We start from the raw sequence: 12995 nt of genomic DNA on the forward strand, positions 1-12995 counted from the left end.
TAAATCAATCTTAATAAGTATTGTTGTCTTTTGGCAATAGGCGAATTTGGATCACTTTTTTAGTCTTAGAGGTCACTTTGGCCCAGTCTGCGGGCCTTAAAGGAATGACGGCCAGGATCTGGTCTTGGGAAACAAGGACCGGATACCTTTTCCTCTCCTCTCGGTCGATGCCAGAGTCTGCCAGAAAGCGGAAGACGTTCTTCCTCCCCGGGGCCCCCAGAGGATGAAAACGGTCTCCTGGCCTGGGAGACCTGAGGACAAGAGGATAGGAGACCTTCTCGGCATCAAGGAAGATGGTTCCCTCTTCGTACTGGTTTGAACTTATCGGTCCTTCCTCAAGCACCAAGATCTGACCAAGGGCCTTAAGATCAAAGCGGCCCGGTCCAGGAATGAGTAGCCTAAACTGCTCGGCCTTCAACGGCGATGGGCTAAAAAGGAGCCCCCTTTGTACCCGACGGATCCTCAAGCCCCCAAGCCTAAGACCAACCCCTGGAGAAGGGCTTTTGATAATATCTTCCAACATCTCTAGGTGCCTGAAACCCACTTTGGCCCTCGGAGAAAGACGTCTGATAATTGTCAGATAGAGGCGGCGCCTCAGGGCCAACTCCAGCTCTAAGACCTCTTTTTTGAGCAGAATGTCTCCGTTTCCCTTAGCCAGAAGTCGACGTAGGTGGTATTCGATCTGTTGCTGGAAAAAGGCTTCCTCTTCGGAGAGGATTTCTGCTGTCTGCCAGAGAGTCTCTTTTATTCGGGGGTTGAAGTGTTTCTCCAGGAAAGGAATTAGGTCCAGACGGATCCGATTCCGGAGAAAAAGGCGGCTCTTGTTGCTGGGATCCTCCCGGAAGTTAATCCCTCTGATCTTTAAATATTCCAGGATTTCTGCCTTGCTTAGGGCAAGAAGGGGTCTGATGAACGGATGGCGTTTGGCCGGAATACCCGCCAGCCCCCCTCGGCCGGCTCCTCTGATGAGGCGGATGAGAATCTCTTCGGCCTGATCATCAAGATTGTGCCCCAGACAGATGAGCTCGTAGCCTCTTCTTTGGGCTACCTGTTCGAGAAAACGGTAACGGAGTTCCCTGGCGGCCTCTTCTAGGCTTAGTTTTTTAAGTTTTCGGTAAAGGGATACTGGAGCAGCCCCTAAGCTAAAGGGAAGGTGGTATTTCTCGGCCGATTGTTTGACGAACTCGGCCTCTTCTCGAGATTCCTTTCTCAGACGATGGTCGAAGTGGGCTATCCCTAATTTGAGATTCCAGGGTTTCTCAAGGCGCCGGAAGACATCCAGCATGGCCATAGAATCAGGCCCCCCGGAGACGGCCAGAAGGATCTTTTGCCCTGGGGCGAGCAGCTTTTTCTTCCTGATGAAGCCTTTGATCTTGGCTAGGATATCCACCTAGTGAACAATGACCTTGAGGGTCTCAGGATTGTGGAGGGGCCAGGCAGCATCGGCAAGCCTTTTGAGCTCTTTTCTTACCACAGGAAGCGGAGGAAATTCGGGGAGATCGGGAAGATCCCGGGAAGGAGGCCTCAGAGGGGGAATCCTCATAGCCTTCTCCAGTTCTTCTCTGGCCCCTACCTCGCTCATTTCTTCAACTAAACTGGTACCAGTATCCAGGCGATCAAGCTCTCCGATAAAGGAGAGGATCTCGCTTAGACTAAAATTCTCTTCAAAGTGTTTTATCTCTTTGGCCACCAAGGCCTCTTTGGTCTTGAGCTCACCTAAGGCCTCCCGGTATTCGTGGATGTTTCGTCTCAGGCGTTCGTAAATTTCCATAAGGAGTCTTCGAAAACGTCCATGACTAGTAAGCCCCCAAACCTTAAGGCCCTTGAAGAGTCTTCGCCGGATGGTCTTTGATTGGGTGAGGTAGTCGTCGTAAAAGATGGTCTCCTTGAGCCCTACTAGCCTGAGGAAGTCTTTAATGAGTTCTAGATCTTTAAGCATGATGTAGATCCGGCAGAAGTCAGGGGCAATCCTTCGGTAAATCATCCCCTCCAGCCTGGCAGCTTCTTCCTTAAGGTGGGCAATGTCTTCTTCAATCAGCCGCCGATAGCCAAAGTAGCGTTCAGCGATGTCCTTTTTGACCTGGGTGGTAAGGCTTTCAACGAGGTCGGTCTCCATAGATTACTCCCCTTTTCTCTTAGAGATGTCTCTCTAACCAGGCCCGGAGTTGTTCCGGAGGAAGAGCCCCGATAGCCTGATCTACCGGTCGCCCACCTTTGAAGAGTACCAAAGTGGGGATGGATCTTATCCCCAGGCTCTGGGCTATTGTCGGGTTTTCATCGACGTTGAGTTTGCCTATTCTCAGACGGCCGGCATACTCTTGGGCCATTTCTTCAAGTACTGGAGCCAACATCCGGCAAGGACCACACCAAGGGGCCCAACAGTCGAGGAGAAAGGGAAGTTCTGAGGTCAATACCGAGTCCTTAAAATTTGCCTCCTCGATCGTCTCCACTACCCCTCCCACAGGAAGTGGTCTTCGACAACGGCCGCAAATCGGATGCTGAAGGACCCTTTCCAGAGGGATACGATTTTTGGTCTGACATCCAGGACAAGAGATAATTATTGCCTCCATCTTACCTCCGACTAGGCTCTAAGGCGCTGGAGTAGCGGTAAATTAGGGCTAGAGGGATGAGCCCCAGGGTCACCGCTCCGGAGACTGCCAACGGAACTCCATAGCCAAATCTTTCCCCCAAGGGGCCGAAGATCAGAGAACCCACAAAGGAACCCAGCATAATAGATAAGGTAATCAATCCGGAGTTTCCGCCAATACGTTCGATGCGAAAAAGCCTAGCGATTCCTACATAGGATACCACAGCAATCAGGCCGTCTCCCAGGCCGTGGATGAGTCGGAAGGCCAAGGAGATTCCCACCACTGGCCAGACCATTCCGATGTGTCCTATTCCAGAGGCCACCAGTCCAGCTAGAGCTAGGTATTCGATAGATATTCCCCTATGGAGAAGAAGCCCTCCAGTCAAAGAGGCCAACCCTACGGTAGCAAATTCGGCGGCCATATAAAGGCCCATGCCACTTAGAGAAAGCCCCAGCCCTTTCTTTAGAAAAAGACCATAGCTGGTAAACTCTGCCCCCCAGTGAAGGTAAAAGAGCAACAACCACAGGGCAAAGAGGATTACCGGCCGGCGGCTGAAGTCTTCTCGATAGCTGGCCACTCGGAAATGGACCGGGATTGTTTTAGGCAACCAAGGATAAAGGCCGAGAAGCAACAGATAAAAGACGGCCACGGTCTTGAGGGTGAAAACAAAATCGAGTCTTTCCAGAAGGAGGCCCCCAATAAGGCCCCCCACCGTAAAGCCGGCCATGCGGGAACCGTTGAAGATTCCGAAACTCTTTCCCCCCCGCTCAGAGACTGTCTTAAATAAAAGGGCATCAAGGGCAATTCGAAAAAGATTAAGCCCCAGGCCATAGGTGAGAAAGGCCAGAAAGTATATGGAAAATTTGCTTACCCGAGACTGGACATAAATGGCTCCGCCCAGGAGAACAAGGGCTAGGGCTACCAGATCACGGGCCTTAAGCCGGTCGCTAGCTAGACCAAAGGGAAAGGCAGTGACAATGGTGGTAATACTTAAAGCTCCATACAGAAACCCTATCTGTTGGCCGGAGAATCCTAAGGTCCCCTGAAGATAAAGAGGCATAAAGAAGTGGATGGTAGAGATGGCCAAGGCAGCCAGTGCTGACAGGATTGGAATGATGATCATTGGGGGAGGCCTTCTGGAGGTTCTGATCAAGGAGCCCTTCCTAGACCAAAGCTTAATCTCTGAAGGAAATACCCGCCAGTGGGGGTTATGTCAAACCGCTTAGGCTTGATTTTCTCGGGTGAGGATTTACCCTAAGCTTATGTTAACAAAAGGCAATTTACAAAAACTTTGGCAAGAGATGCGTTTTATCCTGGGGTTAGTGGGCTCTCTGGCCTTGGCGGGAGTCATCTTTTTGCTTAGCCTTCCCCTGATTTTAGCCGCCCTCATTACTGCTGCCGGGGTAGGGCTATATTTTTACTGGCGGGTCAAGCGCCTGATGGACAAGGCTGAACATTCCTTTGAGAAGATCGTTCGCGAAGAAGAGGGCGAGATCATCGATGTCAAATACCGAGAGGAGCCTCCAGAACGTCTCCAGTTACCCAAATAAGGCCGTTGATCCTTTAGTAAAAAGAGTCAAACTTCGTCTTCCTAAACCCAACCTTGAGGACAATCGGTCCGCTGAGGCCCGCCTGCGGGCCGCTCTCAAGGAGCCCCTGGAAGCTATTCCAGAAATTCCGCTTCCGGTCTTAAGAGAACTTCCCTACTTACTTCGCCAGGGCTCCTATGAGATAGTTGTCGATTGCCTCTTTAAGGAGAGATGGCAGGTTGTTAAAGTTTCAAGATCTCCTGAAGTTCCCCCCCTGGGGCTGGCTATAGATCTGGGAAGCACAACCATAGTTTTTTATCTCCTTGATCTGGCTAAAGGGACAGTGATCGCCCACAGATCCGGTCTTAATCCCCAGGTTGACTATGGGGAAGACATCCTCACTAGGCTTCATACAGCCTCCCGTCCCCAAGGATTAAAGAGACTCCAGGAACTGACCCTTTCTTTCCTTAACCGTGAGCTCAAGGTCCTGGTTGAAGAGAAGGGATGGGGGCCGGAGTCTATCTATGTGGTGGCTGTGGCCGGAAATACAACGATGATCCACTTTCTTCTGGGGCTTGATCCCTCCCAGATCTTTCGGGAACCTTATCTTCCGGCCGCCAATTATTTTGATTTTTTGTCTCCTAGTGAGGTGGGGCTTGATATCTACCCTTTAGGGGGAATCTACATCTTTCCCAATATCGGTAGTTACTTTGGTGGTGATCTTATTGCCGGGATTCTGGCCTCAAGGATGCACAGATCTTCGAGCATCAGCCTTCTAGTTGATGTAGGGACTAATGCTGAAGTCGTCTTGGGGAATAAGGATTTTCTGGTGGCCTGCGCCGGGGCGGCCGGGCCGGCCCTTGAGGGAGGAATCCTTACCTGTGGCCTGAGGGCCCGGAAGGGGGCCATTGAACGGGTTCGCATCGATCCCCAAAGCCTTCATCTTACGTATGAAGTTATTGGAAATGCTCCCCCAGAGGGGCTCTGTGGCTCAGGAATAATTGATCTCCTGGCCCAGATGTTTATCGCCGGCCTTGTAGATCAACGGGGTCGGCTCCTTCAGGACAAGGATCCGGAGAGGATGATCCAGATAGATGGTGAGCCGGCCTACTTGGTTGCTCCCCCCGAGGAGACTGCCCATGGTAAGAAAATCTTTATTACTGAGGCAGATATTAAAAATCTTATCCGTTCCAAAGGGGCCATGTATACTATCCTTACGGTCATCTGTCAGAGCGTTGGGATCTCCTTTGAGGAGATAGAAAACTTCTATATTGCCGGGGCCTTTGGAAACTATATCGATCCTGCTGCCGCCGTAACTATCGGGATGTTACCCGACATTCCCCTATCTCGCTTTAAGGCTTTGGGCAACGCTGCTGGGGCTGGGGCGGTATATCTCCTCCTTAACCGGGAGGGGCTTGCCGAGGTTAAGGATATCCTTAAAAAACTCACCTATCTGGAGATGAATGTTCGGGGCGAATTCATGCAACTGCTCACTGGAGCCCTCTTTCTTCCCCATACAGACCCTGGCCTCTTCCCATCGGTTCAGGCCAAACTCTCCGGTCTTAACGGCGATTGAGCAGGGAGAAGATCAGGGTCAGGATTATGCTGATAAGGATAGAGGTGGCCAGAGGGAAATAAAAGGTGAAGTTGTCTCGTTTTATGTAAATGTCTCCAGGAAGTCTTCCGAGGAAGGGAATCTTGGCCCCAAAGGTGAGGATAAGTCCGATCACGATAAGGACGATCCCCAAGAGGATAATGGTTTTACCCAACCCTTCCATAGGATTCATGGCCTTCCTCCTTGCCTGATTTTAAATTTTTTGTCGTAACGTTCTTGCTCACTGAAGATACAGCCGCAGTAAGACTGAAGGTAGATCCCCCACTCTCGGGCTCTTTTTTGGCCCTCTGGCCATCCTTGGCGAAAATCGCGATAGACAAACCTTACATTATAGCGATAGGCGAGATCTTCAGCCACCCGACGGATAAGATTATGCTGTTGATAGCGGCTGTAAAGAAGGGTGGTGCTGAAGCCCCAAAGGCCAAGTTCTCGGACCTTCCTGGCTGTGGTTTCAAGACGCATCCGATAACAGATCAGGCATCGGTTGTCCTCTTGGAAGGCGACCCGGTGAAGATAATCTTTAAGGCCGTAGTTTTTTTCGGCCAGGAGTTCAAGAGAGAGTCGTTCAGCCATCTCTTTCATAGCCTTGAGCCGATTTTTAAACTCCCTAAAGGGGTGAATATTGGGATTATAAAAGAAGGCTACAGGCTCCAGGCCCTCTTCACGCAGGATCTTTGTCGGGAAAAAGCTACATGGTCCACAACAGACATGAAGGAGAATTGTCTTGACCATTTTGGCTAAAGGGTAGCCTAAACAGATTTAAGAGCCAAGGGGGTGGACTGTTTCCTGCTGGCTAGACTCCGGGAGACAGATCTTGATGCAGGCTCCGGGGAGTTCTCCTTGACAGATATCGATGAGCCCCCTGTGGATGGTAGTGATGAAGAAGGCCTCGGTGAGCCCCAGGCCCAGGGCCGCTGGCTTGGTAGTGTAAAAGGGTTCAAAGATCTTCTCAACCTCTTCTTGAGGGATCCCAGGGCCGCTGTCCATAATAAGCATGCAGATAAAACCCCTTTCCCTTTGGGATCTGATTCTAATTGTTCCTCCGCTGGTCAGGGCCTCCATGGCGTTTTCGATGATTCGCCAGAAAAGACGCTCTAGAAGCCCTTCCTCTCCGAAGGTGTAAAGCCTTTCTTGAGGTAAAAAGACCTCAAACTTGAATTCTCCTCCCAAAGAGACCTTTTGGGCTTGTTCAATATTTCTCTTTACCAGGGCTTTGAGGTCTACTTGGCGAAACTGGATATCTTCTCCTCGGAGTAGAGAAACAGAGCGGGCACTCTCTTTAAGGAAGGCCTCGATACGTTCTACCTGCTGGCAGATAGTATCCAGATAGGGCCAAAAGGGATGTTTCGGGTCTATCTTTTGGATAAGTCTCCGGGAGAATCCCCCGATCACCATTAAGGGGTTGCGCAGATTGTGGGCTAGGCCGTCAACTAGATTTATTAGGGCCGATAGGATCTCCAGGCGTTCATTGCGTACCTTAAGATCCGGAAGCTGACTGACATCTCTGATAACCAGAAGGGCCTCTTCGGGCCCGATACTTTTGGCCAGTACGTGGCCGTGAAAGATTTGGCCGTCTTTTCGAATAAAACGGACTAAATCTTCAGTGTTGGCGCCGGCCTCAATAATCTGCAAGAGATTTTCTAGATCATCTAGGGCCAGATTGGCAATCTTCTCGCCTTTTAGGTTCTCAGAAAGGCTTCCAAAGAGGAGCTTTGCATATCTATTAAGGTATTTAATCCGTCCATCTTTTAGACGCAGGACGGCTTCTTCGATATTTTCCAGGATAAAGGCCAATTCTTCTTCCGTCCGAGAGACCTTTTCCCTGAGGGCCTCGACTTCTCTTCGGGTAGCCTCCTGGGAGGCCCACTTTTTGATTATCTCTGGAAGGTCAGAGAGTTCCATTCCAGACATAAGACAGAGGTCGGCTCCGCTCAAAAGAAGAGGAACCATCTTTTCCTTGGGGATATCAATAAAAATACTTACCGGCTCTTCCTCGGTAAGGGAAAGAATACCGACAATTTCGCTTGCCGAAAGTCCTGAGAACTCAGCCCCAGAGACAAAAACCAGGGGATTGTATCTGAGGCCTTCGAGCATTCCCTCAAGATCATTTACGGCCGCCGCCTCCAAGCCAGCACTTACTAAAAGACTAGCCAGCTTTACAGATTGGGCATAATCAGCAAGGGCAACCAAGACCTGCATTTAGAATCCTCTAAAGGCTTAACCTTGAAAGGAGATCTTTTTCTTCAACAGAGAGTTCCTCTGTGTTGACGGCCTCATCTGCCAACCCCACTAAGCCGGCAAGCCCCTCTGGAGAACGATGATGATTCATTATGGCCTCTGCCAGTACTGGAGGGAGTCTCCAAAAATCGGCCAAAAGGCCTCCCGCCTGGGCATGATCAACCAAGAAAAGATCCTTTTCAAACTCTGTAAGATTCCTTCCCCAAAGGTGCTGGCTGTCTAGGTGCTGATACCTTTCCTTAAAGGCGATTTTTAGGACTAACTTCCCAATATCATGGAGAAGACCGGCTGTATAGGCAAGAGAGGGATCAAAGCCCCCCTCTGTACGATGTTCGCAGAGGGCAGCTACCTTGAGGGCGTGAAGAAAGAGGGCCTCTTCGCTCAAAAGAGTCTTTCTCAAAGAAAGTCTTAAGGCCAAGTGGCGGATCTCGTTTATTCCTAAAAGGGCGACAGCCTGCTTTAGAGAATAAACCCTTCGGGGTAGACCATAGTAAGCGGAGTTTATCTGCTTGAGGATCATGGCTGACAGGGCCTGATCCCTTTCGATTATTCGGCTTATTTCTTTTACAGAGACCTCGGGAGAGGCCAGCTTCTGCAGAAGCTCCAGAATGCTGGAGGGAAGCGGTGGTATCTTCTGGCAAGTTTTAATAATTAGCCGGACGGCAGGTGGAACTTCTCGGGAATTCTCGGCTTCTGGTGGTAAGAATATCTTTTTGTTGGTCATGTATCTATTTTAAAAGGATCTTTTATATTTTATTCGACGGAAATCATTATCCTGTAAAGTCCTAAGGACTTATCTGTTGGAGAATTACCAAGTTTTAAGCCAAGATCTAAACCTTTCGGAAGATCTTGAATACCTCGCCTGATGGAGATTTTCTAAGTCGATCCCCCTATTGACGAAGGGGCGAGCACGTTTTATTAATACCCCTGGCTTCCCGGGTAGCTCAACCGGCAGAGCGGGTGGCTGTTAACCACTAGGTTGGGGGTTCGAGTCCCTCCCCGGGAGCAAGATTTCAATCCGCCAACTCTGGCGGTTCTTGGTTAACGCTAGACCCCGTCTGGGCTTATGGTTGCCTCCTGGTTATTAGGCAATTAACCGCTTCCACCCCTTCCATTTGGAGGAAAACAACGACTTTTTTAATAACTCCAGCTATTTTAATTAACCCTCCTGTGAGGGAGTCAAAATCATGTAGATCTAAGATACTTAAAGGAAGACTAAGGTTTATTGTGCATAAACCAGTGGCTGGTTCGCAGACAAATTTTGACTAACATCAACATGACAGGCACTTCTATAAGCACACCCACCACGGTTGCGAGCGCAGCCCCAGACGAAAGCCCGAACAGCATCACGGCGGTGGCAATGGCGACCTCAAAATGGTTGGAAGCACCGATCATTGCCGAGGGGGCTGCATCTTTATATGAAAGCCGCAAAAGCCGCGCCAGGCCGTAGCCCAGCCAGAATATCAAAGTGGTCTGAATGAAAAGCGGAATGGCTATCCATAAAATAGTCAGCGGATTGGACAAGATCACGTCACCCTTGAACGAGAACAGCAGGACGAGTGTTGCCAGTAGGGCGGTGATGGTGATCGGAGTGAGGATGTGCAGAAACCTTCTTTTGAACCACTCTTCTCCCTTGATGCGGATGACGAGCCTTCTCGATGCATATCCCGCGACGAGAGGCAAGGCCACATAGATGCCGATGGAAAGGGCCAGCGCCTGCCACGGCACGGGAAGGCGCCCTACCCCTAGCAGAAGACCGCCGAGCGGACCATACAGAAAAAGCATCGTCAGCGAGTTTATGGCCACCATGACCAGCGTATGGCCATCATTCCCTCGGGCGAGATAGCCCCATACTAAAACCATCGCCGTGCACGGAGCGATCCCCAACAGAATGCAGCCCGCAAGGTAGGAGCGCCAGAGCGGCACCTCGAGCATCTTGATGCCGTCAACTAGTACGATTTTGCCCACACCATGTTCGGCCCCTACTGGCAGGTCAAACCCCAGGGGCATCTTCACGTAATCTACAGCCTCCGGGCCGATGAGGCCTCGGAACAGGAAGCCGAGAAAGAAAACGGAAATCGCGTACATCGTAAACGGTTTGACCGCCCAATTTATGAAAAGGGTAAGACCTACCGGCTTTGCGTTTCTACCTGCCTTTAGTACTTCGGCAAAGTCTATCTTCACCATGATGGGGTACATCATGAAGAAAAGGCAGACAGCGATGGGTATGGAAACAACGGGTGCCTCACCCACGTAGATGGCGAGCCCGTCCAGCCACTGCGCTATCTCCGGAGCGATCTTGCCCAAGAAGATGCCGGCGACGATACACAAGGCCACCCAAATCGTCAGGTAACGTTCAAAAAAACCCAGGTCCCTGGGTTGTCCACGAAGATGTGTATCCGTCTCGTTCATGTCTCCTCCTTCGTACTCGAAGCATCCAACGCGTCGGGCAGCCTTTCAATGAAGGCCCTGACCTCGTCGCGCACCCGACGGTAGTGTTCGAGGGCCTCTTCCTCGTTTCTGGCGGATTCGGCCAGCCTTGGGGGGTCGTCAAAGCCTCGGTGGATAACCTTGGCCTTGCCAGAGAAGGCGGGACAGGTTTCCTGAGCGTGTCCGCAAAGGGTGACGACGTAATCGAACTCGATGTGCATGACTTCCTGCACTGGTTTTGAGTATTGTGCGGAAATGTCTACACCAGCCTCATTCATGACCGCCACGGCCCGTCGGTCCAGGGTGCTTGCCTCTACGCCAGCCGAGTATGGCTCGATGAGGTCACCCTTCAGGTGGCGAGCCCAACCTTCTGCCATCTGGCTGCGGCAAGAGTTGCCGGTGCAGAGAAAAAGGATCTTCAGTTTTTTCTTAAAACCTTGCATAGCTCTTCCTTGTCGAGTTTGAGGATTTCTTTGAGGCGTTTTTTGTCCTCCCGGGCGCGAGCACTCATTCCAACAGACTCGACGACCCATTCGATGGCCTGTCGGACCATTGGCGAGGACTCCTCATCAGCAAGGCGATAATAGGTCCAGCGTCCATCCTTCCGGAGATTTACAAGACCGGCCTGCTTGAGTATGGTCATGTGTTTAGAGACTGTGGATGGTGCGAGATTCAGTAGCTTTATCAATTGGCAGACACAGAGTTCTCCATTCCGAAGGGCTAATAGAATCCGCACGCGGCCTTCGTCCGAGAGTGCTTTGGTTATAGCGAGGAATTCTTTCACTTGTTACTCTATTTCGTTATTTGGCGAAATGTAGAACTATCGTCTCTATGTGTCAATCTTTTTCTCAACCTAGGGCCTATCCCAAGTGAATGGCAGGAAGAGATAGTCCAGATCCTTGGCTATCCTGGGATGTGGATTGCTCTGCTCCGCAGTGAACCGGGGCAGGGCAATCCACATTTTTGTTCCTGTCAGTAATCTCTAATGTTAGGTCAGAGGGCTTAGGGGAAAGGGCTATTGTGGGTCTTCTTGGTTCCCCTCTTTAAGGGGGTATCCTAAGCCAGCCAGACGAAGTGTTTTTTCCCGGGGGCCTCTGTTTTGGCAACAGGCTGCTAGTTGGCCATCAATGGCCACGGCTGGTACAGTCTTGACCCCTAGCTCTTGGGCCCGTTTGAGTCCCTGAGGGTCGTTCAAGCCGATCACTTTAACTTCATAAGAAGGGTAGGCCAATTGCTGGACCAATTTAACGGTTTCTTGGCAGAGGGGGCATCCGGCACTGAAGACCTCAATCAGACGCTTGGTTTTCATTTTAGACCTCCTTTTGTTGTTTTTAAGAAAAAGGCATTTGGAGAAATTTTCGGACGGCCAGGCATTCCAAACAGAGGCAATAAACAAAAGTGATGTTCCGCCGTAGGTTAAAAACGGCCTTGTCCAGAAGAATTTGCCGATAATGATCAAGACTGAGGCCATAAATCCAAGGGCAAGCGGGCCGTAAAGGTTTTTGGTATAAGCCTTATAGGCCAGGGCAATTAAGGCTACCAATAGAAAGAGCACTGTCAGAAGTAGGAGATAGGCCCTTTTCAACAAGAACCCCAGACCGAGACTACTTAATATCCCTGCGTATATAGGCCAACAGACCGGGCATATCCCGGCAGGAAGAAGGGAGATCCCTAAGCCTGGAAGGGTATACCATCTTGCCAAATCTCCAGATTTCTTTCTGGTCATTTTTCCTCCTCCAGGGCCCCTAAAATAGGACATTCCCATAAGGGCCCCTGTCCCTTGCAGGAATTGGCCAGCTTTTCAAGGATCCTTTTCATCTATTGCAGACGAGCTATTTTTTCCTCTATCTCTTGAATTTTGCTCCAGGTCCTTTGGCGGATATCCTGACAGTTGGTCTCTGGGGCCTCTCGAAGCTCTAATAGCTCTTTAATTTCTTTGAGTGAGAAGCCCACGGCCTGAGCCCGTTTGATGAAGCGTATCCTAGAGATGGTCTCTAAAGAATATTCTCTGTAGCCAGATATTCCCCTTGGAGGGCGACTGATCAGCCCCTTGCGTTCATAAAAACGAATAGTTTCTACCCCTACCCCGGCTAATTTGGCTACTTTCCCAATGGTAAGACGTCTCATGGGCTCCTCTCTTTCTTTTGCCAATAGCATACGGTCTGGACTATGGTCCGGAGTCAAGGCCTTTTTAAATCCCCACGAGGGCAAAAATATCAGGGCCTCTTTTTTTAAATAGGGGGCTTTGGGGAGAACTTCCTAGGCTTAGTATCAATTTCTAGTTATATCTTTATTTGCCAATTATTTTTTCCACTTTTTCTTAAAAAAATTTATGTAATCTAAGCAGGCCAGATTACGTTATTTTTTCTTGTCGATCAAAGTTTAGCGTGTTATATAGCGCCCCGTGTGGGTGAAGCTTTGCCCATAGGGTCTTGAGAAAAACGGGAAAGGGGGGCGTTTCCGTGGGAGTAAGAGAAGCAATCATTGGGTTTATCCAGCTTATTACTAGGAGTAAAATTTCGGCCTTTGGGGCCCTGGTAACGACCGTAGTTTTCCCCGTGCTAACCTTCCTGGTCATTTTGGATATCCAGGGCT

Annotated in this window: 15 protein-coding genes, 1 tRNA gene and 1 pseudogene; 3 read left to right on the forward strand and 14 right to left on the reverse strand. The window is 50.2% G+C overall.

Features of this window, described 5'->3' with window-relative positions; all coding sequences use genetic code 11:
- Window positions 1–10 precede the first annotated feature (10 nt).
- From tilS to ACXJJX_RS02870, 4 genes are read right to left on the reverse strand one after another with little or no spacing between them, the layout of a single operon-like run.
- On the reverse strand, window positions 11–1390 hold the full coding sequence (gene tilS, locus ACXJJX_RS02855) for a tRNA lysidine(34) synthetase TilS (protein ID WP_456431852.1): 1380 nt from the start codon (window positions 1388–1390) through the stop codon (window positions 11–13).
- Window positions 1391–2116: a hypothetical protein gene (locus ACXJJX_RS02860; RefSeq protein WP_456431854.1), complete on the reverse strand. Its 726-nt coding sequence runs from the start codon at window positions 2114–2116 to the stop codon at window positions 1391–1393.
- Window positions 2117–2135: 19 nt separating this feature from the next.
- A complete protein-coding gene (gene trxC, locus ACXJJX_RS02865; protein WP_456431856.1) occupies window positions 2136–2570 on the reverse strand; it encodes a thioredoxin TrxC in 435 nt (144 codons plus the stop codon).
- Window position 2571: 1 nt separating this feature from the next.
- Entirely contained in the window at window positions 2572–3711 is a 1140-nt protein-coding gene (locus ACXJJX_RS02870) for an MFS transporter (protein WP_456431858.1), read from the reverse strand.
- 178 nt (window positions 3712–3889) lie between these two features.
- Between ACXJJX_RS02870 and ACXJJX_RS02875 the strand changes: the two genes are divergently transcribed.
- The gene (locus ACXJJX_RS02875; RefSeq protein ID WP_456431860.1) at window positions 3890–4138 is read left to right on the forward strand and encodes a hypothetical protein; all 249 of its coding nucleotides are present in this window, start codon (window positions 3890–3892) and stop codon (window positions 4136–4138) included.
- Entirely contained in the window at window positions 4089–5693 is a 1605-nt protein-coding gene (locus tag ACXJJX_RS02880) for an ASKHA domain-containing protein (protein ID WP_456431862.1), read from the forward strand. Before ACXJJX_RS02875 ends, ACXJJX_RS02880 begins: the two co-directional genes overlap by 50 nt.
- Here the strand turns inward: ACXJJX_RS02880 and ACXJJX_RS02885 are convergent.
- Genes ACXJJX_RS02885 through ACXJJX_RS02900 form a run of 4 tightly spaced genes read right to left on the reverse strand, consistent with a single transcriptional unit; the run spans window position 5680 to window position 8694 of the window.
- Window positions 5680–5895 carry a DUF2905 domain-containing protein gene (locus ACXJJX_RS02885; protein ID WP_456431878.1) on the reverse strand — a complete coding sequence of 72 codons (216 nt, stop codon included), beginning with the start codon at window positions 5893–5895 and terminating at the stop codon, window positions 5680–5682. The genes ACXJJX_RS02880 and ACXJJX_RS02885 overlap by 14 nt on opposite strands.
- A gap of 5 nt (window positions 5896–5900) precedes the next feature.
- A complete protein-coding gene (locus ACXJJX_RS02890; protein ID WP_456431864.1) occupies window positions 5901–6464 on the reverse strand; it encodes an epoxyqueuosine reductase QueH in 564 nt (187 codons plus the stop codon).
- Window positions 6465–6491: 27 nt separating this feature from the next.
- Window positions 6492–7931 carry a two-component system sensor histidine kinase NtrB gene (locus tag ACXJJX_RS02895; RefSeq protein WP_456431866.1) on the reverse strand — a complete coding sequence of 480 codons (1440 nt, stop codon included), beginning with the start codon at window positions 7929–7931 and terminating at the stop codon, window positions 6492–6494.
- 10 nt (window positions 7932–7941) lie between these two features.
- Complete coding sequence (locus ACXJJX_RS02900; protein WP_456431868.1) at window positions 7942–8694, reverse strand: HDOD domain-containing protein; 753 nt, start codon at window positions 8692–8694, stop codon at window positions 7942–7944.
- Between the two features lie 209 nt (window positions 8695–8903).
- Between ACXJJX_RS02900 and ACXJJX_RS02905 the strand changes: the two genes are divergently transcribed.
- Window positions 8904–8976, forward strand: a tRNA-Asn gene (locus ACXJJX_RS02905).
- A gap of 209 nt (window positions 8977–9185) precedes the next feature.
- Here ACXJJX_RS02905 and arsB read toward each other — a convergent pair.
- The 6 genes and pseudogenes from arsB to ACXJJX_RS02935 all read right to left on the reverse strand — a co-directional run bounded on the left by arsB (window position 9186) and on the right by ACXJJX_RS02935 (window position 12527).
- Entirely contained in the window at window positions 9186–10382 is a 1197-nt protein-coding gene (gene arsB / locus ACXJJX_RS02910) for an ACR3 family arsenite efflux transporter (RefSeq protein ID WP_456431870.1), read from the reverse strand.
- Window positions 10379–10843, reverse strand: a complete 465-nt coding sequence (locus tag ACXJJX_RS02915; RefSeq protein WP_456431872.1) for an arsenate reductase ArsC — start codon at window positions 10841–10843, stop codon at window positions 10379–10381. The genes arsB and ACXJJX_RS02915 overlap by 4 nt, the downstream gene beginning before the upstream one ends.
- Window positions 10819–11184 carry an ArsR/SmtB family transcription factor gene (locus tag ACXJJX_RS02920; protein ID WP_456431874.1) on the reverse strand — a complete coding sequence of 122 codons (366 nt, stop codon included), beginning with the start codon at window positions 11182–11184 and terminating at the stop codon, window positions 10819–10821. Before ACXJJX_RS02920 ends, ACXJJX_RS02915 begins: the two co-directional genes overlap by 25 nt.
- 231 nt (window positions 11185–11415) lie before the next feature.
- Window positions 11416–11709, reverse strand: coding sequence for a thioredoxin family protein (locus ACXJJX_RS02925; protein ID WP_456431880.1), 294 nt, complete (start codon window positions 11707–11709; stop codon window positions 11416–11418).
- A gap of 75 nt (window positions 11710–11784) precedes the next feature.
- Window positions 11785–12165 (reverse strand): annotated as a pseudogene (locus ACXJJX_RS02930) (hypothetical protein); the annotation flags it as partial.
- A gap of 53 nt (window positions 12166–12218) precedes the next feature.
- Window positions 12219–12527: a MerR family transcriptional regulator gene (locus ACXJJX_RS02935; RefSeq protein ID WP_456431876.1), complete on the reverse strand. Its 309-nt coding sequence runs from the start codon at window positions 12525–12527 to the stop codon at window positions 12219–12221.
- Window positions 12528–12995 lie beyond the last annotated feature (468 nt).

It is taken from the genome of Thermosulfuriphilus sp. (assembly GCF_054026695.1).

Bases quoted from the DNA above. Each gene is read 5' to 3' on its own strand.
- ACXJJX_RS02860 (WP_456431854.1), bottom strand. From the start codon at position 2,116: ATGGAGACCGACCTCGTTGAAAGCCTTACCACCCAGGTCAAAAAGGAC.
- trxC (WP_456431856.1), bottom strand. From the start codon at position 2,570: ATGGAGGCAATAATTATCTCTTGTCCTGGATGTCAGACCAAAAATCGT.
- ACXJJX_RS02870 (WP_456431858.1), bottom strand. From the start codon at position 3,711: ATGATCATCATTCCAATCCTGTCAGCACTGGCTGCCTTGGCCATCTCT.
- ACXJJX_RS02875 (WP_456431860.1), top strand. From the start codon at position 3,890: ATGCGTTTTATCCTGGGGTTAGTGGGCTCTCTGGCCTTGGCGGGAGTC.
- ACXJJX_RS02880 (WP_456431862.1), top strand. From the start codon at position 4,089: ATGTCAAATACCGAGAGGAGCCTCCAGAACGTCTCCAGTTACCCAAAT.
- ACXJJX_RS02885 (WP_456431878.1), bottom strand. From the start codon at position 5,895: ATGGAAGGGTTGGGTAAAACCATTATCCTCTTGGGGATCGTCCTTATC.
- ACXJJX_RS02890 (WP_456431864.1), bottom strand. From the start codon at position 6,464: ATGGTCAAGACAATTCTCCTTCATGTCTGTTGTGGACCATGTAGCTTT.
- ACXJJX_RS02895 (WP_456431866.1), bottom strand. From the start codon at position 7,931: ATGCAGGTCTTGGTTGCCCTTGCTGATTATGCCCAATCTGTAAAGCTG.
- ACXJJX_RS02900 (WP_456431868.1), bottom strand. From the start codon at position 8,694: ATGACCAACAAAAAGATATTCTTACCACCAGAAGCCGAGAATTCCCGA.
- arsB (WP_456431870.1), bottom strand. From the start codon at position 10,382: ATGAACGAGACGGATACACATCTTCGTGGACAACCCAGGGACCTGGGT.
- ACXJJX_RS02915 (WP_456431872.1), bottom strand. From the start codon at position 10,843: ATGCAAGGTTTTAAGAAAAAACTGAAGATCCTTTTTCTCTGCACCGGC.
- ACXJJX_RS02925 (WP_456431880.1), bottom strand. From the start codon at position 11,709: ATGAAAACCAAGCGTCTGATTGAGGTCTTCAGTGCCGGATGCCCCCTC.
- ACXJJX_RS02935 (WP_456431876.1), bottom strand. From the start codon at position 12,527: ATGAGACGTCTTACCATTGGGAAAGTAGCCAAATTAGCCGGGGTAGGG.